This is a genomic window from Burkholderia sp. Tr-20355, from assembly GCF_017104685.1.
In the GTDB taxonomy this organism is placed as follows: Bacteria; Pseudomonadota; Gammaproteobacteria; order Burkholderiales; family Burkholderiaceae; genus Burkholderia; species Burkholderia seminalis.
The window spans coordinates 1-24,530 of record NZ_JAAGPK010000123.1 but is presented as its reverse complement, the minus strand read 5'-3'; the positions used below and the strand labels follow the sequence as shown (position 1 = coordinate 24,530).

Here is a 24,530-nt window from a genome sequence, read left to right as displayed (position 1 = left end):
CAGCGATGAACGAACGGCCGGCCGCATGCCGGCCGCGCGGCGATGCCGTGCGGCCCGCGGCGGCCCGTCAGTCGACGAGACTGTCCAGCGCCTTCGTATAGCGGTTCGCGTGGCTGCGTTCGGCTTTCGCCAGCGTTTCGAACCAGTTCGCGATTTCGTCGAAGCCTTCGTCCCGTGCGGTCTTCGCCATGCCCGGATACATGTCGGTGTATTCGTGCGTCTCGCCGGCGATCGCCGATTCGAGATTCAGCCGCGACGAACCGAACGGCAAGCCCGTGGCCGGATCGCCGACCGCTTCCAGGTATTCGAGATGGCCGTGCGCATGGCCCGTTTCGCCTTCGGCGGTCGAGCGGAACAGCGCGGCGACGTCGTTCTGCCCTTCGACGTCGGCCTTCGAAGCGAAATACAGATAGCGCCGGTTCGCCTGCGATTCACCCGCGAATGCGGCCTTCAGGTTCTCTTCGGTTTTGCTGCCCTTGAGTTGAGCCATTTGCGCCTCCGTTCGAGTCGGCGCGGCCGCGTGCGAAGCCGGGCCGATGAAGTATGTGGGGAACGATGCGTGTGCCGGGGCGCGCACATCGTGCTCTTCAATCTAGGCGCTCGCGTTCGCATCCCCCAATAGGCTTTTTCAATGCGCGCGATAGTGTCGGGTGGGGGCGCGGGTGGCGTCGGGACCATGCGTTCGGCGCGCTCCGCGTGGGTCATGCCTCATGCGTCAGGCATCGGTCGCGCGCTTGAGCAGTAATTCGCGTTCGCGCGCGTTGCGCGTCATGTCCGCCGCGCGCCGGAACTCCAGCCGGGCTTCGTCGGTGCGGCCGAGCTTGGCCAGCAGGTCGCCGCGCACGCTCGGCAGCCAGTGATAACGCGCGAACGCGGGATCGTCGCGCAACGCATCGACGATGTCGAGGGCCGCGGCCGGCCCGAACGCCATCCCCACCGCCACCGCGCGATTCAACTCGACGACCGGCGACGGGGCAACCTCGGCGAGCGCGTCGTACAGCGCGACGATCTGCGCCCAGTCGGTATCCGACGCCTGCCGCGCACGCGCATGGCAGGCCGCCAGCGCGGCCTGCAGCGCATACGGCCCGCGCACGCCGCCGAGCTTGGTCGCCCGCTCCAGCGCCGCGAGGCCGCGCCGGATCAGCAGCGGATCCCAGCGGCTGCGATCCTGATCGAGCAGCAGCACCGGCCGGCCCTGCGCATCGGTGCGCGCATGCATGCGCGACGCCTGCAGTTCCATCAGCGCGACGAGCCCGAGCACTTCGCTCTCGTCCGGCGCGAGTCCGGCCAGCACGCGGCCGAGCCGCAGCGCTTCGTCGCACAGCGCCGGACGCGTCCAGTCGTCGCCGACGGTCGCCGCATGGCCTTCGTTGAACACGAGGTAGATCACTTCGAGCACCGACGCGAGCCGTGCCGGCCGTGCATCGGCGGCCGGCACCTCGAACGGCACGTGCGCGGCCGACAGCGTGCGCTTTGCCCGCACGATCCGCTGCGCGATCGTCGGCTCGGGCGTCAGGAACGCACGCGCGATCTCGCCGGTCGTCAGGCCGCCGAGCAGCCGCAGCGTCAGCGCGACCCGCGCATCGGTCGACAGCACCGGGTGGCACGACGTGAAGATCAGCCGCAGCAGGTCGTCGCCGATGTCGTCCTCGCTCGCGTCGGCGAGCGCCTCCGCGATGTCGGGGACGACGTGCGCTTCGAGCGCGTCCATCTCGTGACCGAGCTGGTCGCGCTTCGCCGCATGCAGCGACTCCTGCCGGACACGGTCGAGCGCGCGGCGCTTCACGGCCGTCATCAGCCACGCGGCCGGATTGTCGGGCACGCCGTCGACGGGCCAGTGTTCGAGCGCCGCGACGAGCGTGTCCTGCGCCAGTTCCTCGGCCACGCCGACGTCGCGCACCACGCGCGCGGCACGCGCGATGATCTTCGGCGCCTCGATCCGCCAGACCGCTTCGATCGCACGATGCGTCGCCTCCAGCGTCACGACGCCTGCCCCTGGCCCGACGCGTCCAGCGGCATGGCCATCAGCTCCCATGCGTGGCCGTCCGGATCGTCGAACCCGTGGCCGTACATGTTCGGATACTCGCGCGGGGCCTGCGGCGCGGAGCCGCCGGCCGCGAGCGCCTTCGCGACGATCGCGTCGACCTCGGCGCGGCTGTCGCACGACAGGCACGACAGCACCTGCACCTGCGTCGCCGGATCGATGATCGTCTTGCCGGTAAAGGTCTGGAAGAACGGCCGCACGAGCAGCATCGCGAAGATCGTGTCGCTGATCTTGATGCAGGCGGCCTGGTCGTTGGTATAGGCCGGCACGACTTCGAAGCCGAGGGCCTGGTAGAACGCCTTCGAGCGCGGCAGGTCGGCCACGGGCAGGTTGATGAAGACCATCTTGTGCATGACGGGTGCTCCCGGTGAAGTTGGATCGACGTGGACGCTCAGGCGCCGGCGCGGCCGACGTGGAGATCGCGGAACCGCTCGACCGCATCGCTCGGCGTGAGGTCGTCGAGTTCGAACAGCGGCCGCACCTCGATCTCGCAATCCATCTCGGCACCGAACGGCGCGGGAAACCGCCGCGTCCATTCGAGCGCCTCGTCGCGCGAACGCACCTGGATCAGCGTGTAACCGGCGATCAGTTCCTTCGTTTCGGCAAACGGCCCGTCGACCACCGTGCCCTTGCCGCCCGTGTAGCGCACGCGCCAGCCGCGCGCGCTCGGCCGCAGCCCGTTCGCGTCGAGCAGCACGCCGGCCTTGGCCAGTTCCTCGTGATAGACGGTCATGGCCTCGACCAGCCGGTTGTCCGGCAACGCGTCGGATTCGCTGACGGCGTTCGCCCGGATCATGATCATGAATCGCATCGTGTACTCCTTGTCGTCGATGGCAGGAGGCGCCCGTTCATCGGGGCCTTATCCGGACGACGGACGAAAGACGGCCGGATCGACACGCGCCGCGACGCATCAGGGTAAATACCGAGTCGCCGTCGTTACAGGAAGCACGGCCCCACCGCCCGAACCTCGACCGTGCACCATTGCGCGGCCGGGCACTGGCGCGCGATCTCGATCGCCTCTTCGCGCGTGTCGACATCGACGAGGAAGAAGCCGCCGACCATTTCCTTTGCCTCCGCGAACGGGCCGTCGAGCAGGCGCGTCTCGCCGTCCCGCACCTGCACGCGCGTGCCGCGCTCGGAGCGCTCCAGCGACTCGACGCCGCGCAGCACGCCGCGCGCCTTCAACGTCTCGGCGAAATCGACCATCCGCGCGTACAGCGCCTGACCTTCGTCGAGCGTGCGCTCGGCGCGCTGTTCGGTCGGTTCGACAATCAACAGCATGTAAGACATGGATTTCTCCTGTGGGGACGGGGCGCGGCAGCGTTAGCCGCGCGATCGGCACGCGGCACCCGATGCGAAAGCGTAACAGCCGCGATGCGGCCTGCCGACATCGTTGGCCGATCGGCACTGGCCTGACGGCCAATTCGGCCGCTTCCTGACATTTTGCCTTCAGAATGCAGGCCCGAACTGTCGGATTTTCTTCCCGAGGACCGCCCCATGTCACGCCTGCCGCCGCTGCTTGCCGTTGCGCTGTTGCCCGCCCTCTTCGTCCGCCCGGCCGGGGCCGCGCTGCCGGTCAGCGCCGGCTGCGGCGGCGCGACCTCGGCGATTGCCGACCTGCGCCGCGCCGGCGGCCCGTCGCCGGCGGCAGGGCACACGACGTCGATCGAGGCCGTCGTCACGGCGGCGTTCGGCGGGGCCGACGGCCTCGGCGGCTTCTTCGTCCAGCAGGCCGACGCGCGGCGCAAGCGCACGCCGGGCGTCCCGGAAGGCCTGTTCGTATACGCGCCGAACGCACGCGCGAACGCCGGCGATCTCGTGCATCTCACCGGCCGGGTCGACGATCGATACGGCCGCACGCAATTCACGCTGACGGGCGGCATCGCCGTCTGCGCACGCGGGCAGACGGTCACGCCCGCCACGCTCACGCTGCCGGTCGCCACGCCGGACGTGCTGGCCGCGCACGAAAGCATGCTGGTGCGCCTGCCGCAAACGCTGACCGTCAGCGACACGCACGAACTCGGCCGCTACGGCAGCGTCGTGCTCAGCAACGGCCGGCTGCGCATCCCGACCCAGGTCGCGCCGCCCGCCGAGGCCGCGGCGCGCGCGGCGGCCAACGCGCGCAACCGCATCGTGCTCGACGACGGCTCGAACCGCCTCGATCGCACGGCAGTCCGCTATCCGCCGCCCGCACTGAGCGTCGCCAACACGCTGCGCGCGGGCTACACGGTGCGCGGCGTCGAAGGCGTGCTCGAGCTGCGCTACGGCGCGTGGCGCCTGCAACCGGCCGCCGGCGCACCACCGGTGTTCGACGCCGCGACGAATCCGCGTACCGATGCGCCACGCCGGCATCCCGACGCCGACGTGCGCATCGTGTCGTTCAACGTTTTCAACTATTTCAACGGCGACGGCCACGGCGGCGGATTCGGCGCAGCGGCCGATCGCGGCGCAAAATCACCCGCGGCATTCGCGCGGCAGGAAGCAAAGATCGTCGCGGCGTTGCGCGCGCTGGACGCCGACGTGATCGGGCTGATGGAAATCGCGAACAACGGCCACGGCGACACGAGCGCCGTGCGGCGTCTCGCCACGCAACTCGGCGACGGCTGGCGCGCGGTCGATCCCGGTACCGCGCGGCTCGGCGACGATGCGATCGCGGTGGCGCTGCTGTACGACAGCCGCGCGGTCGAACCGGTCGGGCGCGCCGCCACCGTCGCGCTGGGCGGCCGGCACCGGCCGCCGCTCGCGCAGACATTCCGGCGCGTCGGCGGCACACGTGCGTTCACGGTCGCGGTCAATCACCTGAAGTCGAAGAACTGCCCGAACGCGAGCGGCGCCGATCGCGACCAGTCGGACGGCCAGGGCTGCTGGAATGCGGCCCGCACGCGGGCAGCCGTGCGCGTCGCCGACTGGCTCGCCACGTCGCCGACGGGCGCCGCGGCCGACGGCGTGCTGCTGATCGGCGACCTGAACAGCTATGCGAAGGAAGACCCCGTTCGTGCGCTCGAAGCGCGCGGCTATACGAACCTGGTGGCACGCTTCGTCGGTGATACTGCGTACAGCTACGTATTCGGCGGCGAAGCCGGCAGCCTCGATCACGCGCTCGCGACGCCGGGCGTGGCCGCGCGCGTCAGGGCCGTGCACGTCTGGCACATCAACGCCGATGAACCGTTTGCCCTGCAACCGGTGCCCGATTACAAAACGGCCGCGCATCGGTCGTCCTATTACGCACCCGACGCGTATCGGTCATCGGACCACGATCCCGTCGTCGTCGACCTCGCACTGGGTAACGGCCCGCGAATGCCGGGCGCAGGCACAAACCCTGCTCGCCCGTACGGCGTCGATTAGTGCATTTGCATCAGCCCATCGCGTGCAATGGCACTATTTACCTGGTACCCCGGGCGACGCCATATTTACCGCACATTCACTTCGTATCGCTTTGAGCTGCACGCGTTTCGCCCAATTGAGAATTTTTTTCAATCTTCGCGCGGCCCCGCGTGGCGGGGCTTCCCGGCAATTCCGCCGACGAATTGAAAAATTGTCTCGAAACTCAATCGGGTCAAGTGAATCACATTGGTTGCTGGGATTCGTCTTATCTTCAAATTGGCCTTGAATCGAAGGAGGATAAACATCATGGCGCTCACCGACTCGATCGAACACAAGCTGGACCGCGGCCTCTCCGACATCCGTCGCACCGGCCGGCGCGTGGGACGTACGACACGCTCGGCCGCCCGCGACCTGCACGCGGACGTGACCGACGATCTGCGCGGGCTGGTCGACGAACTGGAAGACCTGTTGAAAAACGATGGCGACGGCGATATCGCCGCCCTGCGCAAGCGCGTGCAATCCAAGCTCGACGAAGCACGCGGCGCGCTCGACTACGCGTCGGGCAGCGCGGCCGCCCGGCTGCGCGAGTCGGCGGAACGCGTGTCGCAGGTCGTGCACGACAACCCGTGGCAAACCGCCGGCGTCGTGGCCGGTCTCGCATTCGTTGCGGGCCTGCTGCTGTCCCGCCGTTGACCGCGGCCAGCCGCCCCGCTGCCCGCACCGCCCATCTTCAATCAGACAACGAAGGAGAACCGCCATGCAGAAGTCTCTCGCCATGAAGGCCGCCGCCGCCGTGATGCTCGGCAGCCTCGCGCTCGCCGGCTGCACGACCACGCCCGACAAACCCGACAGCCCCGCCGCCAGCGCATCGAAGCGCCAGTCGATCGACGCCAGCGTGAACGCCACGCTGTCGCGCCTCTATTCGACGGTGCCGGGTTCGCGTGAGCTCGTCGCGAAATCGCGCGGCACGCTCGTGTTCCCGAACGTGCTGCAGGCCGGTTTCATCGTCGGCGGCCAGTCCGGCAACGGCGCGCTGCGCGTCGGCGGCAGCACCGTCGGCTACTACAACACGTCGTCGCTGTCGGTCGGCCTGCAGGCCGGCGCGCAGTCGAAGGCGATCGTGTTCCTGTTCATGACGCAGGATGCGCTCGACTCGTTCCGCAAGTCCGAAGGCTGGTCGGCCGGCGCCGACGCGTCGGTCGCGGTCGTGAAGGTCGGCGCGAACGGCGCGGTCGACTCCAACACGGCCACCGCACCGGTCGAGGTGCTGGTCCTGACCAACGCGGGCCTGATGGGCGACCTGTCGGTGAACGGCACCAAGGTGACGAAGCTCAACATCTGACGATGCGGCACGCGGCCTCGGGCCGCGCCCGCTTCCCGGCAGCGCCGCGGCCCCGGCCGCGGCGTTTTCGCATGGGTCACACGCAGCCGCTATGATCGCGGGGCCTTTGCGGGCATACTCCCGTTCGGGCCGCCCCGCGCCGCGCTCCGCCGCGAACCCGTGACGTTCGCGAGCCGATCGCGCGCCGGGCCACGCAATTCAATCAAACGAAGCAACAATCTGCGCGAACGCCACCCATGGATAGCGGACACGATCACCAAAAATTCTTCTATTTCCTGCTGGCCGCGGTCACCGTCGGACTCTGCTGGATCCTCGCGCCGTTCTCCGGCGCCGTGTTCTGGGGCACCATTCTCGCGATCCTGTTCCAGCCCGTGCAGCGCTGGCTCGCCGCGCGCTTCGGCAAGCGGCGCAACCTGGCCGCGCTCCTCACGTTGTCGCTGATCATCCTGATCGTGATCCTGCCGCTCGTGTTCGTCGCCGCGACGCTCGTGCAGGAAATCGCGTATGTCTACCAGGAAATCAAGTCGGCGCCGCCGAATTATTCGCAGTACTTCCAGGACATCATTCACGCGCTGCCGTCGTCGATCCAGCACCTGCTGCAGAAATACGGGTTGACCAACATCCCGGGCATCCAGAAGAAGCTGACCGACGGCGCCGCGCAGATCAGCCAGTTCGCGGCCACCCAGGCGCTCAGCATCGGCCAGAACACGTTCCAGTTCATCGTGAGCTTCGGCGTGATGCTGTACATGGTGTTCTTCCTGCTGCGCGACGGCGGCGAGATCGGCCGCCGCGTGCGCCGCGCGCTGCCGCTCGACGACGAGCACAAGAACCTGCTGCTCGCGAAATTCACGACGGTCGTGCGCGCCACCGTGAAGGGCAACATCGCGGTCGCGCTCGTGCAGGGCGCGCTCGGCGGCCTGATCTTCTGGATCCTCGGCATCGAGGGCGTCGTGCTGTGGGGCGCGCTGATGGCGTTCCTGTCGCTGCTGCCCGCGATCGGCGCGGGCCTCGTGTGGGTACCGGCGGCGCTCTACTTCCTGATGATTGGCGCGGTCTGGAAATGCGTGATCCTCGTCGCGTTCTGCGTCGGCGTGATCGGCCTCGTCGACAACCTGCTGCGCCCGATCCTCGTCGGCAAGGACACGAAGATGCCCGACTGGGTCGTGCTGATCTCGACGCTCGGCGGGATGGCGCTGTTCGGCATCAACGGGTTCGTGATCGGGCCGCTCGTGGCGGCGCTGTTCATGGCGAGCTGGGACATCTATGCACGCTCGGAACAGGGCGAGTGACGCGCGCCGTCAAGGATGACGGATGTTGATGACGACGGGCGCCACGGCGCCCGTTTCGTCATCCGCCGCAACCGTCATCACACCGCCGTACGGGCCGACGCGATACGCGCGCCCCGATACCAGCGGCACGCTTCGATCGTCGCGCGCATCGCGCCACGTGGCGCGTACCCCCGAACCGGCATCCGGCTCGAACGGCGTGCCATCGGCCGCGGCCAGCGTCACCTGCGCGCCCGGCAAGCGCCGGCCGTGCGCTTCGAACCGCAGTGTCGCCACCGCGCTGCCGGTCATCTCCCGCCCTTCGACGAACGCGCCGGACGGCGCATCGAGCGTCACGTCGTAGAGATCGACGAGTGCGCCCGTGAAATGCACGACGCCGTCCGACGTCGCCTGCCCGTTTGCCATCGCACTCGACATGGCCAGCGCGACACCGAGCCCGACAGCGATCCGCTGCACGCCACCCGTACGCGACGCCGTTCGATTGCGCACCGCGCCCGATGCCGATGCCCCCCGTTTCGCGTCGTTTCGCATGTTCCCTCTCCCCTTTCGCGTGACCGGAAAAAAGGCGGCGTGACGCGTCGGTCACGCCGCCTGTCTGCTGGCAATCACTTTAGGGAGAGCGGCCGGGACAATATATGGGACTAGTCCTAAAATGCGGCCCGGTTAATCGAACTCACTGTAGTCGGCACCGGTCGCCGGCAACCGGCGACCCGCCTCTCCGCCTCGTCACGCATCCGGATCGACGCGCAGCACGAGCTTGCCGCGATGGTCGCCGTCGAACAGGCGATTGAGCACGTCGGGCGCATTCTCGAGACCATCCGCCACGGTTTCCTCGGCCTTGAGCCGGCCGTCGCGCAGCCAGCCGGCAAGCGTCTGCACGGCTTCGCGGCTCTTGCGGTAGTCCAGGATCAGGAAGCCGCGCATCGTCAACCGCTTCGAGATCAGCACGCCGACGTCGTCGGCCGCGCGGCCGCTGTTGTAGTTCGAGATCACGCCGCACAGCGCGACGCGCCCGCCGATCACCATTCGCGACAGCACCGCGCGCATCACCTCGCCGCCGACGTTCTCGAAGTTCACGTGCACGCCGTCCGGCGTCGCCGCCTTCAGTTGCTGACGGAAATCGTCGGCCTTGTAGTCGACGGCCGCGTCGAAGCCGAGCGTCTCGGTCAGATAGCGGCACTTGTCCGCGCCGCCCGCGATGCCGACCACGCGCGCGCCGTGGATCTTGCCGATCTGCCCGGCGATCGAGCCGACCGATCCGGCCGCCGCCGACACGACGAGCGTCTCGCCCGGCTGCACCGGCGCGATGTCGGTCAGCCCGTAGTACGCGGTCAGCCCGCTCATCCCGCACGCGCCGAGCAGCGTCGGCAGCGGCAGGCCCGACTGCGCGGGCAGCTTCACGAGCTGCGCGGCCTGGTCGGCCGGCACGACCGCATAGTCCTGCCAGCCGACGAGCCCCTGCACGAGATCGCCGGGCGCGAACCCCGCATGACGCGACGCGACCACGCGCCCGATGCCGAGCGCGCGCATCACCTCGCCGATCGCGACGGGCGGCAGGTACTGCGGCACGTCGCTCATCCACACGCGGTTGGTCGGGTCCATCGACAGGTACAGCACGCGCACGAGCACCTCGCCGTCCGCGAGCGCCGGCACCGGCGTCTCGACGAGCGAAAAATGTTCGCGGCCGACGCGCCCCTCGGGGCGCGTCTTCAGCCGCAGTTGGCGGTTCAAGGGTGTCGACACGATGTTCTCCTCCAGTCGTTGTGGTTCGGGATGCGCGTCAGACCGCGCACATGCCGCCGTCGATCACGAGTTCGGCGGCCGTCACGAAGCGGCTCTCGTCGGAGGCGAGATACACCGCCGCGTGCGCGACGTCGTCCGGCTCGCCGAGCCGGCGCAGCGGAATGCCGCGCGCGAGCTTGCGCGTCGCGTCGCGTTCGCCGAGCGACTGGAACAGCGGCTCGACGATCCCCGTGCGGATGAACGCCGGGTGAATGGAATTGCAGCGCACGTCGATTTCGCGGCGCGCGCAGTCGATCGCGACCGACTTCGTCAGCGACGCGACCGCCGCCTTCGACGCGTTGTACGCGGTGAAATCCGGTTCGACCTTGAACGCGGCGACCGACGAGATGTTGATGATCGACGCGGGATGGCTCTCGGCCAGATACGACAGCGCATGCTTGCAGCCGAGCACGATGCTCTCGACGTTGATCGCCATCACGCGCCGCCATTCGTCCAGCTCGATCTGCGCGGGCGAACCGATCGAGCCGACGCCCGCGTTGTTGACGAGCACCGACAACCCGCCCATCGCATCGACCGCCTGCGCCAGCAGCGCCTGCCAGCGCGCTTCGTCGCGCACGTCCTGCGTCGCGGCGAACGCGACCTGCGTGGCGTGGCCCGCGTTGAGTTCCTGCGCGAACGCATCGAGCACCGCCGCCTCGGCGATGTCGGTCACGAACACGCGCGCGCCCTGCTCGACCATCCGGCGCGCGATCGCGCGGCCGAGGCCGCCAGCGGCGCCGGTAATGTATGCGCACTTGCCTGCGAGGCGCGATGAAACGGCTGTCATGTGACGGGCTCCTGTCGTGGTTCGTCGTCGCGGAACGCTGCCGCGACGGGTTTTTCCGTGCCTATCCCGGCCGACACGGGCCGGTCGACCGGGCGCGGTCGTGACGACGCACCGCACGGTTTCCGCGAGTATATCGAGATGATCGTGACGCGCACCGGTCAGTCCGGCGGCCGGCCCCGGTTGAACGTCAGCCAGCGTACGCGAATGCCGCCAATCGATGAAATGAATATTCGTTATACCCGGTCATAGGCACCGTTCATGACCTTCGCGCCCCTGCGCGAACGCGCGAGCCGACACGGACGATCCGGCGGGCCGGCCGATGCGCCGATTCGGGGAATGGCAAGGGTGACGTTCCGCGACGCGGGACGCGCAATGGCGCTCGGGACAATCGATCGGGGAACCGCCGGACGAACGCCGGCGGGAAACGGCCAGCCGTCAGAATCCGTCGCCCGACGGCGCGCGCACGAACGCGCAGAGCTGCGGCGAATGCATGTCGATCATCTGCTGGAACGGCGCGCGATGCCCGTACGCGATGCCCGACACGAGCAGCAGGCAAACCGCCGCGATGCGCGGCGAGAACGCGCGCTGCCGCGCGCCGTCGTAGCCGCGCAGGAACACCAGCGCGACCAGCGCGCCGAGCATCCAGCCGACGACGACTTCAGGCAGCGTGTGCGAGTGGTCGAACACACGCGCGACGGCCGTGATCGCGCCGACGGCCAGCCCGGCCGCGATGCCGGGCGCCTTGCCGGGCCGGAACGCCTGCCACAGCATCGACAGCGCAACCGTCCACACGGACGTCGACAGCATCGTATGGCCGCTGATCACGCGGAAATCGAATTGCGGCAGCTCGATGCCGCACCCGGCATACAGGATCTTCGTCGCGCCGACGACGCCCATGCCGGCGGCGAGCAGCATGCCCCAGCGGGCGGCGAGGCGCCAGTCGGCCATCGCCAGCCAGGCCGCGCAGGTCAGCGCGATCGGCAAGGTCAGCGCGGCGTCGCCGATGTTGCTGATTTCACTCCACATAACGGACTTCGGACAACGATGGAAAGGCCGCAGTTTACCGCATGCGCGCCGCGCGGCTGTGTCAGCCTGTGACAGGCTGTATCAGCCCGCGACACCGGTAATCAACAACAGGTTCGTGCCGGTGATGACGACGAACAGCGCCCACGCGGCGACCTGCATCCCGCGGCCGATCGTGTGCTCGCCCATCGTGTCGCGGTCGCTGACCGAGCGGATCAGCGGCCACATCGCGAACGGCAGCTGCAGGCTCAGCAGCACCTGGCTCCACACGAGCAGTTGCCCGACCGACCCGTCGCCGAGCCACAGCACGCCGATCAGCGCCGGCACGAGCGCGAGCCCGCGCGTGATCAGCCGGCGCTGGTAGCACGGGATCTTCGTATGCAGGAAGCCGTCCATGATCACCTGGCCGGCGATCGTGCCGGTCAGCGTCGAGCTTTGCCCCGACGCGAGCAGCGCGATGCCGAACAGCAGCGCGGCCGCGCCGCCCGCGATCGGCGTAATCAGCTTGTAGGCCTGCTCGATGTCGGTCACGTTGTGCAGGCCGGTCGCGTGGAACGCCGCACCGGCGACGATCAGGATCGCCGCATTGACGAGCATCGCGACGAACAGCGACACGCAGGTATCGATGCGCACGAGTGCGAGCGTGTCGCGAATCATGCCGCGCGCGCCGCCGACGACATGCCGCGTCTGCACGACCGACGAATGCAGGTACAGGTTGTGCGGCATGATCGTCGCGCCGACGATGCCGAGCGCGAGCACGATCGCGTCCTTGCGGTCATGGCCCGGATCGCCCGGCACGAGCCCGCCGACCACCGCATGCCAGTCGGGCGGCGTGATCGCGACCTGCGCGACGAAGCAGAACGCCATCGTCGCGATCAGCCCGAGCACGATCGCCTCGATCTGCCGGAAGCCCTTGCCCTGCAGGCCGAGCACGATCACCGTGTCGAGCGCGGTCAGCACGACGCCCCACGCGAGCGGCACGCCGAGCAGCAGCTTGAACGCCAGCGCGCAGCCGAGCACTTCCGCGATGTCGCACGCGATGATCGATATTTCGGCGGTGATCCACTGCACGATGCGGCCGAACCGGCCGTAGCGTTCGTAGCTGGCCTGCGCGAGATCCTTGCCCGCGACGAGGCCGAGCCGCGCCGCGAGCATCTGCAGGAAGATCGCCGCGAGGCTCGAGAACGCGACGACCCACAGCAGCGAATAGCCGAACTGCGAGCCGGCCTGGATGTCGGTCGCCCAGTTGCCGGGATCCATGTAGCCGATCGCGACGAGCAGGCCGGGGCCGAAAAAGCGCTTGAGCTTCTGCCAGCGCGGCGCGCCGGCGTCGATCGTGATGCTGCCCTTTACTTCCGACGGGCAGAAAGGGGCGGTGGCGGTAGTGGGGAGGAAGGGCATGGAAACCGGGAATCGAGATCGCGACAGGGCGATTTTACGGGTATCCGTCCCGTTTTCTCGTGCGCGTCGATACACGCGTCCCAACTCGCCCCGTCGCCGGCGCGGTACGCGGCGCCGGAACCCTCGTCCGCCTCGGTCGACATGGTGCCGCGATTCAGCAGCCGGTCCCGCTCGGCGACGCGAAATTCGGTCGGCGAGATCAGCAGGCGCTGCCGAAACAGCTTCGCGAGCCGCTCGCCGCTGCCGAACCCGGTGCGCCGCGCGACCTTGTCGGCCGGCAGCGTCGTGTGGATCAGCATGTGGCACGCACGCTCGAGCCGCACGTGCTGAACGAACTCGGTCGGCGTCACGCCGATCTCCTTCTTGAAGCGCCGCAGGAAATTGCGCTCGCTCATCGCGGCGACCTGCGCGGCGTTCGCGATCGACACGCGGTTCACGCTCTGCGCGCGCAGCCGCTGCGCCGACATCCGGATCGGCGGGCTCGCGCTCAGCTCGCGAAACGCCCACATCGACTGCGCGTAGCGCTGCTCGACCGGCCGCATCATGTTGCTGGCGATCTCCTGCGCGGCGCTGTCGCCGAGGTCGACGCGGAACATGTCGAGCGCGGCGGCGAACACGTCGGTCTCGCCGGCCTGCAACTCGACCGTCGTCGCGCCACGACGCGCGCCCCGGCCCGGCCGCACGTCGATCGACGCCGACGGCCGCCGCGTGGCCGCGAGCGCGGGCAGGTCCATCGCATCGACGATCCAGCGCGCATGCCGTCGAATGTCGGTCAGGCGCCGCTGCAACGCGTCGTTCCAGTTGACGGCCGCGCGCTCGCCGTGAAGATGAAAGAACGCGAGTGCGCGACGGCCATGCTCGTCACCGAGCGGCTCGGCCGCGATTCTCACGCCGGACGACGACTGCAACAGTCCCCCGCTTTCGGATACGTACTTCAGTTGGTAATCCGCACTGTACGCATGCAGGCGATTCGCCAGGTTGAAGGCCTCGCCAAGACGCGCGGCCTGGGCCAACGAAAACCCCGTACTCAAATAGATAACGACCCACCGCTGATCTGCTGCATTCACTGGCCAAGCCCCCGACTTGTTCGACTTCTTCTAATACCGTCGAACTGTCAGGCTTATATTTGGTTTGAATGCGTGCGACAGGACGGCTATCCCGAAATATGAAGCGACGGCATCTTAGCCGAACGGGTAGCGCCTTTGGCACGAAATGGCCGACGTGGACAGCATGATGGCGGATTACTACAGGCTCTCACGTATTGCCGGTATGCCCATGCAGAATCACGCAAGCGAGGCACGCATCGTCGCGTACCGCACTGCGGGCGAAGCCGCACGCGCGTACCGGTCCGAACGGCATCGATACGCATCGAACGTGTTCGATCGGCACGCACGTCACGCACCACACGCGGCGCATCCGTTGCCTGCGCATCCCTTAGAATCGATCCACCGTTCACCACCCCCACCGCGCGCCGTGCCTGCCGATCATCGCCTCGACCTGAACCTGTTTCGCGTGCTCGACGCCGTGTACGTATACGGCGGCATCGGCGCGGCCGCCCGCGCGCTGCATCTCACGCAGCCGGCCGTCACGCACGCGCTCAACCGGCTGCGCGCGCATTTCGACGATCCGATGTTCGTGCGCCAGGGCAATCGCGTCGTGCCGACCGAACGCACGCGCGCGATCATCGCGGACGTGCAACTGCATCTGAAGGGCCTGCAACGCACCGTGCGCGATCCGTCGGCCTTCGATCCCGCGACGCTCGACCTGAGCATCGCCGTCGGCATTCGAGACGTGCTGGAATCCATTGCGTTGCCGCGGATCGTCGCGGCATTCGCCGACGAAGCGCCGGGCCTGCGACTCGTGAGCCGCCGTGTCGCGGTGGCCGACATCGAGCGCGAACTCGCGTCGGGCAATACCGACCTCGTCGTCGATCGTCGCGTGCAGACGGGCCCGCGCATCGCCACCGAACACCTGCTCGACGATTCGCTCGTCGTCGCGCTGCGCCGCGATCATCCGCTGGCGGGCGACCCGCTGCGGCGCAGCGACTATTTCGCGGCCCGACATATCGCGGTGTCGTCGCTCGGCGAACCGCAATCGCTCGACGTGCTGCTCGGCAACGACGGGCGCTTCCGCGATATCCGCCTCACCTGCCAGCACTATTTCGCCGCGTGCCAGATCGCCGCGACGGGCGACCTGCTGGTCACGCTGCCGCATACGTATGCGCTGCGGATGGCCGCACTGCTGCCGATCGTCGTGCGGCCGCTGCCGTTGCGGCTCAAGCCGTTTCCGCTGCTCGCGTACTGGCATGAATCGCGCGACACCGATCGCGCGCACCAGTGGGTACGCGAACGCATCGCCCCACTCGTGCGCAGCAGCGCCGGAGCCGCCAACGCATAGCCCAGGCCGGGACGGTATGCTGACGGCTGCGCGCCGTCACGCGGCGCCCGCCTTTTACTTCCCGCTTACCGGAGACTTGCCATGTCGCTCATCCATGCCGCCGCCGTGCTCGACGCGGCCGCACCCGACTACGTCGTCCAGCTGCAGGCCGGCACGCACGCGCTGACCGGCGACGAAGCGCCGCGCGAAGGCGGCCAGGATCGCGGGCCGGCGCCGTACGAGTTCGTCCTGGCCGGTCTCGCGCAATGCACGGCCGCGACGCTGCGCATGTACATGCAGCGCAAGACGTGGCCGGCCGTGCGCATCGCCGTGCGCACCGAGTTGCATGCCGATCGCGAAGGCGTGCAGTACGTGCGGCGCGTCGTGACGCTCGACGGCCCGCTCGACGACGCGCAACGCCAGCGTCTCGCGGAAATCTGCGAGAAGACGCCGGTGACGCAGTTCATCAAGCGCGGCACGCGGATCGAAACGACGTTGAACTGATGCACGCGGCGAGCGACACGCGACACGCGATCGCCGCCCGACATGCAAAACGGGCGGGCCGCGCATGATGCGCGACCCGCCCGTTCATCGATACCGCCGCGCGCTTACAGTCCGAGCGCGGACAGGTCCAGCTTGCCGCCCTTCATCGGCGGACACCAGAAATACGCGCCAGTCAGCGGCCGCGTGAAGCGGAACAGGCCGTCGACGATCCCGTCGTCCGCGCCGCTCATCCGGCGCATCTGCACGTCGAACGCGCGGAACGAGCAGCCGAACGCGACGAAGTAGAGGCCCGCGCGACGCGCGTCCGACCACGGCGACGAACGGCGCAGCATGAACGCCTCGGGCTCGAAGCTTTCCTGCGCGGTGCGCTTCACGTGCGCGAACTCGGGTGCGTCGTCGAGCTCCTCGTTGTCCAAGCGGCGGCGCCCGACGATGTTGTCCATGTCGCCCGACGGAATGCGCTCCATCTGGTCGAAGTCGTGCAGCCATTGCTGCACCGCGACGAAGCTCGCACCGTCGAGCCCCGCCCCCTGCCCCGTGACGATCGCCGCGGCCACCGCGTCGTCGCCTTCCGGGTTCTCGGTGCCGTCCTCGTAACCGGACAGGTCGCGGTCGTTCGAATAGCGGAAACCGTCGACGGCATCCTGCAGCGCAAATGCCGGCGCGAGCGCGCGCTCGATCGCCCGCGCACGCAGCACGATCTCGCCGCGGTCGTCGGCGCGCAGCCAGACCCATACGTCGGCCGGCGTGGCCGGCAGCGTGCGATCCTTCACGGCGAACGCAGGAAAGTCGGTCAGGCCCGGCACCGGACGCCCGAGGTGAGCGGCCAGCGACTGTCCGAAACCGACGACCGTGTCGCGTCCGTCGACGATCTCGCGCAGCGCGGCCAGTGCCGCCGCCACGTTGCCGTCATTCGAAATCGTGAAAGTGAGGTACCGGGCTACCGTGTCGATCGGAGCCAGGATGCCTTGCTGAACGTCGCTCATCGTTTCCTCAGGAGTGTATCGGGGGTGAATCTGCAAGGGTCGCACCATCGTGCGCCGTGGACGCCGAAGTGTAATCGATGCCCCTGCCGGCCCCTGCGCTGCCGCGCCGCGAGACGCCCGCGAAAGCAGGGCCGAAACCCTGAATACTAACCGTATCGACGCCGCAACGCCGCATTCGTCAGACGTTGCAGCGCGCCGTACACTGCTGATAGAATCTTTTCACGTCTTTTCGGCGTCCTTTCAACGTTCACTTCAGAGGAGGTGCAGATGTTCCGAATGCCAGCCACCTTCTCGAACGTGGTCCCACGGCGCAGCTGATCCAGCCCGCCGTCCGCGCCGGCTCCCGAGTTTTCCGCTAACCCGTCCGCCGCGCTTTTCCCGACAGCCCGTTTTTCGCTCCGCCCGCGTTTTCCGCGCGGCCCGGCTGTTGCGTTTTCGACGTTCTCCGAACCGGAAAGTCCCGTCGCGCGATGCGCCGGGCAACGATAAATGACCAGAAAAACCTCCCATCTGGGCGGCCACGCATTCCGGGCCGTCTTCGGCTTCACCCTTCGTTACTGGCGCAAGCAGCCGGCACGCACCGCCACGGTCGCGGGCCTCGCGCTGTTCGCCGCGCTCGCGGACGTCCTCACGCCGCTGTTCGCCGGCCGCCTCGTCGACGCACTGTCGACCGGCCTCACCGACCGTGCCGCCGCGTGGCATTCGGCGCTCGCCGCGTTCGGCATGCTCGCGGCGCTCGGCATCGGCGCGACGGTGCTGCGCCAGGGCGTGTACCTGAACATCATCACGCTCACGCTGAAGATGATGAGCGAGATCGCCGCCGCGTCGTTCCATCGCGTGCAGCGCTTCTCGACCGACTGGCACGCGAACAGCTTCGCGGGCTCGACCGTGCGCAAGATCACGCGCGGCATCTGGGCGCTCGACCTGCTGAACGACACGGTGCTGATCGCGCTGCTGCCGTCGGTCACGATGCTGGTCGGCGCCACCGTGCTGCTCGGGACGCACTGGCCCGTGATGGGGCTCGTCGTTGGCGCGGGCTCGTTGCTGTACATCTCGGTGACGGTCGCGGTGTCGCTCGGCATCGTCGCGCCGGCCGCGCGGCTCGGCAACCTGTGGGATACGCGCATGGGCGGCGCGCTCGCCGACGCCGTCAGCTGCAACGCCGTGGTCAAGGCCTTCGGCGCGGAAACGCGCGAGGAAGCGCGGCTCGCGCGCGTGATCGGCAAGTGGCGGCAGCGCACGCGCCGCACGTGGGTGCGCGGCACGTTCAACGGCGGGCTGCAGGGCGCGATGCTCGTCGCGATGCAGGCCGCGATGATCGGCGTCGCGCTGCGGCTGTGGGCGAACGACGAGGCGAGCGTCGGCGACATCGCGTTCGCGCTGACGATGTTCTTCATGCTGCAGGGCTACCTGCGCGACGTCGGCATGCACATCCGCAACCTGCAGCGCTCGGTGAACGACATGGAAGAGCTCGTCGCGCTCGAACGCCAGCCGCTCGGCATCGACGACCGCCCCGACGCGCCGGCCATCCGGATCGGACAAGGCGAGATCCGCTTCGAGCACGTGACGTTCCGCTACGGCAACCATCCGGTGCCGCTGTACGACGACTTCTCGATGCGCATCGCTCCGGGCGAGCGCGTGGGCCTCGTCGGCCACTCGGGGTCGGGCAAGACGACGTTCATCAAGCTGATCCAGCGGCTGTACGACGTGTCGGGCGGCCGCATCACGATCGACGGCCAGGACATCGCGCGCGTGCGGCAGGATTCGCTGCGCAGCCAGATCGCGATCGTGCAGCAGGAGCCCGTGCTGTTCCACCGCACGCTCGCGGAGAACATCGCCTACGCGCGCCCCGACGCGAGCCGCGCCGACATCGAGCGCGCCGCGCGTCTCGCCAGCGCGCACGACTTCATCGCCGCGCTGCCGGACGGCTATGACACGCTCGTCGGCGAACGCGGGATCAAGCTGTCGGGCGGCGAACGCCAGCGCGTCGCGATCGCGCGCGCGTTCCTCGCCGACGCGCCGATCCTGATCCTCGACGAAGCGACGTCGAGCCTCGACAGCGAAAGCGAGCTGCTGATCCAGCAGGCGATGGAACGGCTGATGGTCGGCCGCACGACGCTCGTGGTCGCGCACCGGCTGTCGACGGTGCGCGCGCTCGACCGGCTGCTCGTGCTCGATCGCGGCAAGGTGATCGAGGAAGGCAACCACGACGCGCTGATCCGCATCGACGGCGGCATCTACCGCCGGCTGTTCGAGCGGCAGGCGCTGGAGCTCGCGAAGGGGCTCGCCGATGCGCCGCGGCGCATGGCGAACGACGCCGCCGGGCCGCTGGGGGAGCCGGCGGAAGCCTGACGCAAGCCCGCCGCGCCCCGGCCCGGTGATGCCGGCGGGACTGCCGGGCCGGGGCGCCCCACGAGATCCGGTTCGAGGCCGTGCCGTGTGCACGGCCTTTTTCATGTCCCCGAATATCGCGGGGCCTCCCCCGGATCGCGCGCGGCGGCACCGCCTCTTGCGGGATCACTTATCATGTCGGCCAGGAAATTAGCGACGAGGGATCGACGATGTTTACAGGAATTGTCCAGGGCGTTGGCGTCATCAAGGCCACCAAGGATCACGGGGAGCTGAGAACGTTCAGCATCGAATTCCCCGAGCGGTTCACCGACGACATCGAAATCGGGGCCAGCGTCTCGGTCGACGGCGTCTGCCTGACGGTGACGACCATCCATTCGCCGACGCTGGTCGACTTCGACGTGATGCTGCCGAGCCTGAAAATCACGACGCTGGCCGATCTCGCGACCGGCTCGCGGATCAACGTCGAACGGGCCGCGAAGGACGGCGCGGAAATCGGCGGGCATCCGCTGTCGGGCCATGTCGACTTCCCGGGCACCATCCTGCACATCGCGACGTCCGAACACAACCGGATGATCCGCATCGGCGTGCCCGCCGAGTTCAAGCGTTATGTGTTCGCGAAGGGCTATATCGCGATCAACGGCTGCAGCCTCACGGTCTCGGACGTGAACCGCGACGAAGGCTGGTTCGATATCTGGCTGATTCCCGAAACGCGCCGCGCGACGACCTTCGATGCGAAGGGCGTCAACGACAAGGTCAACATCGAGATCGAGCGCAGCACGCAGGTGGTCGTCGATACGATCCGCGAAGCGGTCAAGGAAACGCTCGGCGAACTCAACGGCGTCGTCACCGCGCTGCTGGCGGAAAAAGGCATCGACATCGAGGAACTGCTCGCGCGCAACGTCGCGCGGCTGCCGAAGCAGTAAAGCCGCGTGTCCGGTGATCCGCCGGATCACCGGAACCCGGTTTTCGTCGAAGCACACCTCGATCCGGGGTTCCGGTTCGTCAAACGGCACGCTCGAACGGCTTCGACCGCAGCCGCTTGCGCGCCTCACTCCGCCCCGGCCTGTGTCCCCTTGCCCACCGCCACGCGCTGCGCGCGATAAATCCCCGCGTGCCCCGAAAACAGGTACGCGACGACACACGCGACGATCGCATACACGCCGATGTCCGCGCCGAACAGTTCGATCGCCATGATCGTCGACGCGATCGGCGTGTTGGCCGCGCCCGCGAACACCGCGACGAACCCGAGCCCCGCGAGTACCGGCACCGGCAGCGCCAGCACCTGGCCGAGCGCGTTGCCGAGCGTCGCGCCGATATAGAACAGCGGCGTCACTTCGCCGCCCTTGAATCCCGACGCGAGCGTGACGACCGTGAACGCGAACTTGCCCGCGAAATCGTAGAGCGGCAGCGGGCCGTGAAATGCCGCTTCGATCGTCGGGATGCCGAGGCCGAGGTACTGCGGCACGTTCAGCACGGTGGCCACCACCGCGACCAGCAGGCCGCCGAGCACCGGCTGCAGCGGCGCATGGCGGACGACGCGGCGGAACCACGCGGTCAGCGCATGCGTCGCGAACGCGAACAGCCGCCCGACGACGCCGAACGCGACGCCCGCGACGATCGTCACGACCAGCCCCGTCGCCGACACGGCCGGCACGAACGGAATCGCATAGACCGTGTGATGCACGCCCCACGCGCGGCACACGACGTCCGCGACGATCGCCGACGCGACGCAGGTCAGCAGCGCGTCGTACCGCACGCGCCCGATCGCGAGCACCTCGAGCCCGAACACGGCACCCGCGAGCGGCGTGCCGAACACCGACGCGAAACCGGCCGCGATGCCGCCCATCAGCAGCACGCGGCGATGCTCGCGATCGAGCCGGAACACGTGCGTGATGCGATCGGCCAGCGCGCCGCCCATCTGCACGGCCGTGCCCTCGCGGCCGGCCGAGCCGCCGAACAGGTGCGTGACGACGGTCGCGACGAGCACGAGCGGCGCCATCCGCTTCGGCACGAGCGCCTTCGGATCGTGGATCTCGTCGATCAGCAGGTTGTTGCCGCGCGCGACCGACTGGCCGAAACGGTGATAGGTCCAGCCGGTGGCGAAACCGGCGGCCGGCAGCCCCCACAGCAGCCACGGATGCGCGACGCGCGTGCCGGTCGCCCAGTCGAGCGCGATCAGGAACAACGCGGAAGCCGTGCCCGCGAGCGCGCCGAGCAGCGCCGAGAGCGCGAGCCATCGGCATACGTAGCGCACGGTCGCGAGAAGATCGGAAGAAGTCGTGAAAAACATGATTTCCAGATTCGACGGAACATCAAAACCTGGGCGGCAGAATACCGCATGGACGGCCTGCGACCTCCTGACGACCCAGGAACACGCAGGCATCATCAGCCGGGCAACCCGGCGGTTGAGGGCCGCCCCGCGCGCAACGCGCCGGCAACGGCCGCAGGGAGGCATGCCATCTCCGCAGGCCGCCATTGTACGCGACGCCGCGCATCGCCCGCAATGCGGCCCGCCGCGTGCCGTCAGTCGCGCAGCGGGCGCGTGATACGCGAGATCAGCTGGGGCGCGATCCGCTCGAGCGGCAGGATCGCCGACGCCGCGCCGATCGCCGCGGCCGCCTTCGGCATCCCGTAGACGGCGCTGGTCGCCTCGTCCTGCGCGATCGTGTAGCACCCCTTCGCGCGCATCGCCTTCAGGCCGAGCGCACCGTCGCGTCCCATGCCGGTCAGCAGCACGCCGAGCGCGTCGCCCTGCCAGCCGTCGGCGACGCTGTTGAAGAACACGTCGATCGACGGCCGGTACGGCGTCTCGACCGGATGCTGCGTATAGCCGAGCACGCCGCGCGGCGACAGGTAAAGGTGATCGTTGGTGGCCGCCAGCAGTACCTCGCCGGCCTGCGGCACGCTGCCTTGCCGCGCGACGCGCACCGGCAGCCGCGTATAGCCGTCGAGCCACTCGGCCATCCCGTACGCGAACGCCTGGTCGACGTGCTGGACGATCACGAGCGCGGCCGGGAAATCGGCCGGCAGCGCGCGCAGCAGCGCGGTGAGCGCGGTCGGTCCGCCCGCCGACGCGCCGATCGCGACGAGCGTGGGCTGGCCGCGCGCGGGCGCCGGCCCCGGCGGCACGAGCGCGGCCGTCCGGCTTTCGAGCAGCCGGCCGATCTGGTCGATCTTCGCGAGCAGCGCCTGCGGCGACGCGTCGGTCGACAGCCCGAGCGCGAGGGTCGGCGTGTCGACCGCATCGAGCGCACCGGCCCCCATCGCCTCGTACACCGACGACGTGTTCGCGCTGACGCTCGCCGTGACGATCAGGATCGCGCACGGCGCGCGCGCCATGATCCGGCGCGTCGCCGCGACGCCGTCGACCTTCGGCATCACGAGATCCATCAGCACGACGTCGGGCGGCTGCGCGACGCAGAAATCCACGGCCTCGTCGCCATCGGTCGCGACCCACAGCACGCGGTGGTCCGCGCGCAGCGCGATCACGCGGCGCAGCGCCTCCACGGCCAGCGGCAGGTCGTTGACGATACCGATGTTCATCCGCGCGCACCCCCGATCAGGTCGTGCACGGCATCGAGCAGCGCCTCGTCGTGGAAGCTGCTCTTCGCGAGGTAGTAGTCGGCGCCGGCATCGAGCCCGCGACGGCGATCCTCGTCTCGATCCTTGTACGACACGATCATCACCGGCACGCGCTTGAGCATCGGATCGCCCTTGATCAGCGTGACGAGTTCGATGCCGTCCATGCGCGGCATGTCGACGTCGGTCACGACGAGATCGAACGTATCGCTGCGCACCGCGTTCCAGCCCTCCATCCCGTCGACCGCGACCGTCACGTCGTAACCGCGCTTTTCCAGCAGCTTGCGTTCGAGCTCGCGCACCGTCAGCGAATCGTCGACGACGAGCACGCGGCGGCGGCGATCGGCAAACGCGAGTTGCGGGTCGCGCGTGACCCGCGCAAGCTGCCCGCCGCGCACGAGCTTGTCGACCGAGCGGATCAGGTCCTCGACGTCGACGATCAGCACCGGGTCGCCGTTCTCGAGCAGCGCGCCGGCCGCGATGTTCTGGATCTTGTTCAGGCGGCTGTCGAGCGGCTGCACGACGAGCATCCGCTCGCCGAGGAAACGGTCGACCGCGACGCCGTACAGCTCGGGCTCGCCGCCGACGACCACGACGGCCGTGCTCGTGCGCGCGACGTCGGGTTCGCCCGCGTCGAGCAACTGGTGCGCGGCGACCAGGCCCGCGCGCCGGCCGTCGAACGGAAAATGCGGCTGCCCTTCGAGCACGTCGATGTCGTCGTGCGCGAGTTCGAGCGTGCGGCGCACATGCGCGAGCGGGAACGCATACGGCTCGCCGCCGACTTCGACGAGCAGGCTGCGGATCACCGACAGCGTGAGCGGCAGCTGCAGCACGAAGCGCATGCCCGCGCCCGGCTCGTTGAAGATCCGCACCGCGCCGCGCACGCCGCGCACCATCTCCTGCACCGCATCGAGGCCGACGCCGCGCCCCGACACGTCGGTCACCGCATCGCGCATCGAGAAGCCCGGCAGCAGCAGGAATTCGAGCAGCTCGGGGTCGGACAGCCGCGCGGCCGTCTCGTCGTCGGTCAGGCGCTGGCGCACGACGGCCGCGCGCAGCGCGTCCATGTCGACGCCCGGCCCGTCGTCGATCACGCTGACGAGCAGCGAGCCGGCGCTGTGGCGCGCCTCCAGCGTCACGCTGGCCTCGGCCGGCTTGCCGCGCGCACGCCGCGCATCGGGCGAATCGACGCCGTGATCGATCGCGTTGCGCAGCAGATGGCCGAGCGGCGCGTCGAGCAGGTCGAGGATGTCGCGATCGACCTGCGTGCTCTCGCCGACGATCGAAAAGCGCACCTGCTTGCCGAGCGAACGCGCGAGATCGCGGACGATGCGCGGATACGCGCGCGTCGCGTCGCCGAACGGCCGCATCCGGCACTGCAGCGCCTCGTCGTACAGCTGCTCGGCGATATGCGTGCTGCGCCGCTCGAAGCGGTCGAATTCGTCCATGCGCTCGGCCAGCGAACGCTGCAGGTCGTTGAGCATGTGCCGCACTTCGTTCATCGACGCGAGCATGCCCGCGTCGAGATCGTCGGCGAATTGTTCGTACATCAGATCGAGCGAACGGGCCGCGTCGCGCTGCGCGCGCTTCACGCGCAGCATCGATTCGGCGAACGGCTTGAGCCAGCGCGATTCGACCAGCGATTCGCCGGACAGGCTCAGCAGCCGGTTCAGCGTATCGGCCCGCACGCGGCGCATCGCGCCGGCGCCGGCCACGCGGCCGGCCTGCGCCGGATCGGGCGCCG

23 protein-coding genes and 1 riboswitch are annotated in these 24,530 nt (G+C 68.8%); of the genes, 8 read left to right on the top strand and 15 right to left on the bottom strand.

All coding sequences use genetic code 11. The features are described from left to right. Positions 1-67 precede the first annotated feature (67 nt). The 5 genes from G3N62_RS25095 to G3N62_RS25075 form a co-directional block, all read right to left on the bottom strand. On the bottom strand, positions 68-490 hold the full coding sequence (locus G3N62_RS25095; RefSeq protein ID WP_006497294.1) for a rubrerythrin family protein: 423 nt from the start codon (positions 488-490) through the stop codon (positions 68-70). 225 nt (positions 491-715) lie between these two features. Continuing rightward, positions 716-1,984 carry an RNA polymerase sigma factor gene (locus tag G3N62_RS25090; protein ID WP_124668808.1) on the bottom strand — a complete coding sequence of 423 codons (1,269 nt, stop codon included), beginning with the start codon at positions 1,982-1,984 and terminating at the stop codon, positions 716-718. Continuing rightward, entirely contained in the window at positions 1,981-2,397 is a 417-nt protein-coding gene (locus tag G3N62_RS25085) for an extradiol dioxygenase (protein ID WP_034185690.1), read from the bottom strand. Before G3N62_RS25085 ends, G3N62_RS25090 begins: the two co-directional genes overlap by 4 nt. A gap of 38 nt (positions 2,398-2,435) precedes the next feature. Continuing rightward, positions 2,436-2,855, bottom strand: coding sequence for a YciI family protein (locus G3N62_RS25080; protein ID WP_034185689.1), 420 nt, complete (start codon positions 2,853-2,855; stop codon positions 2,436-2,438). Between the two features lie 125 nt (positions 2,856-2,980). Beyond that, the gene (locus tag G3N62_RS25075; RefSeq protein ID WP_034185688.1) at positions 2,981-3,334 is read right to left on the bottom strand and encodes a YciI family protein; all 354 of its coding nucleotides are present in this window, start codon (positions 3,332-3,334) and stop codon (positions 2,981-2,983) included. 207 nt (positions 3,335-3,541) lie between these two features. Here G3N62_RS25075 and G3N62_RS25070 point away from each other — a divergent pair, with 207 nt between their 5' ends. The 4 genes from G3N62_RS25070 (at position 3,542) to G3N62_RS25055 (ending at position 7,999) form a co-directional block, all read left to right on the top strand. After that, complete coding sequence (locus tag G3N62_RS25070) at positions 3,542-5,389, top strand: ExeM/NucH family extracellular endonuclease (protein ID WP_124668807.1); 1,848 nt, start codon at positions 3,542-3,544, stop codon at positions 5,387-5,389. Positions 5,390-5,674: 285 nt separating this feature from the next. Continuing rightward, entirely contained in the window at positions 5,675-6,061 is a 387-nt protein-coding gene (locus G3N62_RS25065) for a DUF883 family protein (RefSeq protein ID WP_034185686.1), read from the top strand. A gap of 64 nt (positions 6,062-6,125) precedes the next feature. Next, positions 6,126-6,710 carry a YSC84-related protein gene (locus G3N62_RS25060; protein WP_034185685.1) on the top strand — a complete coding sequence of 195 codons (585 nt, stop codon included), beginning with the start codon at positions 6,126-6,128 and terminating at the stop codon, positions 6,708-6,710. 236 nt (positions 6,711-6,946) lie between these two features. Then, positions 6,947-7,999: an AI-2E family transporter gene (locus tag G3N62_RS25055; RefSeq protein WP_034185684.1), complete on the top strand. Its 1,053-nt coding sequence runs from the start codon at positions 6,947-6,949 to the stop codon at positions 7,997-7,999. Positions 8,000-8,008: 9 nt separating this feature from the next. On the opposite strand, the gene G3N62_RS25050 is transcribed toward G3N62_RS25055, so the two are convergent. From G3N62_RS25050 to G3N62_RS25025, 6 genes are all read right to left on the bottom strand, one after another. Beyond that, complete coding sequence (locus G3N62_RS25050; RefSeq protein WP_034185683.1) at positions 8,009-8,527, bottom strand: hypothetical protein; 519 nt, start codon at positions 8,525-8,527, stop codon at positions 8,009-8,011. 195 nt (positions 8,528-8,722) lie between these two features. Next, positions 8,723-9,739: an NADP-dependent oxidoreductase gene (locus G3N62_RS25045; protein ID WP_124668806.1), complete on the bottom strand. Its 1,017-nt coding sequence runs from the start codon at positions 9,737-9,739 to the stop codon at positions 8,723-8,725. A 37-nt stretch (positions 9,740-9,776) separates the two neighbouring features. Continuing rightward, entirely contained in the window at positions 9,777-10,565 is a 789-nt protein-coding gene (locus G3N62_RS25040; RefSeq protein WP_124668805.1) for an SDR family oxidoreductase, read from the bottom strand. Positions 10,566-11,000: 435 nt separating this feature from the next. Further along, positions 11,001-11,591, bottom strand: coding sequence for a phosphatase PAP2 family protein (locus tag G3N62_RS25035; protein WP_034185680.1), 591 nt, complete (start codon positions 11,589-11,591; stop codon positions 11,001-11,003). Positions 11,592-11,672: 81 nt separating this feature from the next. Beyond that, positions 11,673-12,989, bottom strand: coding sequence for an Nramp family divalent metal transporter (locus tag G3N62_RS25030; RefSeq protein ID WP_049028188.1), 1,317 nt, complete (start codon positions 12,987-12,989; stop codon positions 11,673-11,675). Next, entirely contained in the window at positions 12,938-14,002 is a 1,065-nt protein-coding gene (locus tag G3N62_RS25025; RefSeq protein ID WP_034185678.1) for a helix-turn-helix domain-containing protein, read from the bottom strand. The genes G3N62_RS25030 and G3N62_RS25025 overlap by 52 nt, the downstream gene beginning before the upstream one ends. A gap of 460 nt (positions 14,003-14,462) precedes the next feature. Here G3N62_RS25025 and G3N62_RS25020 point away from each other — a divergent pair, with 460 nt between their 5' ends. Together G3N62_RS25020 and G3N62_RS25015 are read left to right on the top strand one after the other, a co-directional pair. Continuing rightward, on the top strand, positions 14,463-15,386 hold the full coding sequence (locus tag G3N62_RS25020; protein ID WP_124668995.1) for a LysR family transcriptional regulator: 924 nt from the start codon (positions 14,463-14,465) through the stop codon (positions 15,384-15,386). A gap of 81 nt (positions 15,387-15,467) precedes the next feature. Continuing rightward, the gene (locus G3N62_RS25015; protein WP_124668804.1) at positions 15,468-15,869 is read left to right on the top strand and encodes an OsmC family protein; all 402 of its coding nucleotides are present in this window, start codon (positions 15,468-15,470) and stop codon (positions 15,867-15,869) included. Between the two features lie 104 nt (positions 15,870-15,973). Here G3N62_RS25015 and G3N62_RS25010 read toward each other — a convergent pair whose 3' ends face one another. Next, positions 15,974-16,855 carry a Dyp-type peroxidase gene (locus G3N62_RS25010; RefSeq protein WP_124668803.1) on the bottom strand — a complete coding sequence of 294 codons (882 nt, stop codon included), beginning with the start codon at positions 16,853-16,855 and terminating at the stop codon, positions 15,974-15,976. A gap of 489 nt (positions 16,856-17,344) precedes the next feature. Between G3N62_RS25010 and G3N62_RS25005 the strand changes: the two genes are divergently transcribed. Both G3N62_RS25005 and G3N62_RS25000 read left to right on the top strand, forming a co-directional pair. Then, positions 17,345-19,207, top strand: a complete 1,863-nt coding sequence (locus G3N62_RS25005) for an ABC transporter ATP-binding protein (protein ID WP_124668802.1) — start codon at positions 17,345-17,347, stop codon at positions 19,205-19,207. A 209-nt stretch (positions 19,208-19,416) separates the two neighbouring features. Next, positions 19,417-20,130, top strand: coding sequence for a riboflavin synthase (locus tag G3N62_RS25000; RefSeq protein WP_034185673.1), 714 nt, complete (start codon positions 19,417-19,419; stop codon positions 20,128-20,130). A 125-nt stretch (positions 20,131-20,255) separates the two neighbouring features. On the opposite strand, the gene G3N62_RS24995 is transcribed toward G3N62_RS25000, so the two are convergent. The 3 genes from G3N62_RS24995 to G3N62_RS24985 form a co-directional block, all read right to left on the bottom strand. After that, positions 20,256-21,497, bottom strand: coding sequence for a voltage-gated chloride channel family protein (locus G3N62_RS24995; RefSeq protein WP_124668801.1), 1,242 nt, complete (start codon positions 21,495-21,497; stop codon positions 20,256-20,258). 79 nt (positions 21,498-21,576) lie between these two features. After that, a riboswitch (Fluoride riboswitch) is annotated at positions 21,577-21,680 on the bottom strand. A gap of 50 nt (positions 21,681-21,730) precedes the next feature. Further along, entirely contained in the window at positions 21,731-22,750 is a 1,020-nt protein-coding gene (locus G3N62_RS24990; RefSeq protein ID WP_034185671.1) for a chemotaxis response regulator protein-glutamate methylesterase, read from the bottom strand. Continuing rightward, the coding region (locus tag G3N62_RS24985) for a response regulator (protein WP_241013200.1) at positions 22,747-24,530 on the bottom strand (1,784 nt) is incomplete at its 5' end. The genes G3N62_RS24990 and G3N62_RS24985, both read right to left, overlap by 4 nt.

What these genes read in the sequence shown, in the direction of transcription:
- G3N62_RS25075 (WP_034185688.1), bottom strand. Translation starts at nt 3,334, where the DNA reads ATGTCTTACATGCTGTTGATTGTCGAACCGACCGAACAGCGCGCCGAG.
- G3N62_RS25070 (WP_124668807.1), top strand. Translation starts at nt 3,542, where the DNA reads ATGTCACGCCTGCCGCCGCTGCTTGCCGTTGCGCTGTTGCCCGCCCTC.
- G3N62_RS25065 (WP_034185686.1), top strand. Translation starts at nt 5,675, where the DNA reads ATGGCGCTCACCGACTCGATCGAACACAAGCTGGACCGCGGCCTCTCC.
- G3N62_RS25060 (WP_034185685.1), top strand. Translation starts at nt 6,126, where the DNA reads ATGCAGAAGTCTCTCGCCATGAAGGCCGCCGCCGCCGTGATGCTCGGC.
- G3N62_RS24990 (WP_034185671.1), bottom strand. Translation starts at nt 22,750, where the DNA reads ATGAACATCGGTATCGTCAACGACCTGCCGCTGGCCGTGGAGGCGCTG.
- G3N62_RS25030 (WP_049028188.1), bottom strand. Translation starts at nt 12,989, where the DNA reads ATGCCCTTCCTCCCCACTACCGCCACCGCCCCTTTCTGCCCGTCGGAA.
- G3N62_RS25095 (WP_006497294.1), bottom strand. Translation starts at nt 490, where the DNA reads ATGGCTCAACTCAAGGGCAGCAAAACCGAAGAGAACCTGAAGGCCGCA.
- G3N62_RS25055 (WP_034185684.1), top strand. Translation starts at nt 6,947, where the DNA reads ATGGATAGCGGACACGATCACCAAAAATTCTTCTATTTCCTGCTGGCC.
- G3N62_RS25010 (WP_124668803.1), bottom strand. Translation starts at nt 16,855, where the DNA reads ATGAGCGACGTTCAGCAAGGCATCCTGGCTCCGATCGACACGGTAGCC.
- G3N62_RS25050 (WP_034185683.1), bottom strand. Translation starts at nt 8,527, where the DNA reads ATGCGAAACGACGCGAAACGGGGGGCATCGGCATCGGGCGCGGTGCGC.
- G3N62_RS25040 (WP_124668805.1), bottom strand. Translation starts at nt 10,565, where the DNA reads ATGACAGCCGTTTCATCGCGCCTCGCAGGCAAGTGCGCATACATTACC.
- G3N62_RS25085 (WP_034185690.1), bottom strand. Translation starts at nt 2,397, where the DNA reads ATGCACAAGATGGTCTTCATCAACCTGCCCGTGGCCGACCTGCCGCGC.
- G3N62_RS25000 (WP_034185673.1), top strand. Translation starts at nt 19,417, where the DNA reads ATGTTTACAGGAATTGTCCAGGGCGTTGGCGTCATCAAGGCCACCAAG.
- G3N62_RS25005 (WP_124668802.1), top strand. Translation starts at nt 17,345, where the DNA reads ATGACCAGAAAAACCTCCCATCTGGGCGGCCACGCATTCCGGGCCGTC.
- G3N62_RS25015 (WP_124668804.1), top strand. Translation starts at nt 15,468, where the DNA reads ATGTCGCTCATCCATGCCGCCGCCGTGCTCGACGCGGCCGCACCCGAC.
- G3N62_RS25035 (WP_034185680.1), bottom strand. Translation starts at nt 11,591, where the DNA reads ATGTGGAGTGAAATCAGCAACATCGGCGACGCCGCGCTGACCTTGCCG.
- G3N62_RS25080 (WP_034185689.1), bottom strand. Translation starts at nt 2,855, where the DNA reads ATGCGATTCATGATCATGATCCGGGCGAACGCCGTCAGCGAATCCGAC.
- G3N62_RS24995 (WP_124668801.1), bottom strand. Translation starts at nt 21,497, where the DNA reads ATGTTTTTCACGACTTCTTCCGATCTTCTCGCGACCGTGCGCTACGTA.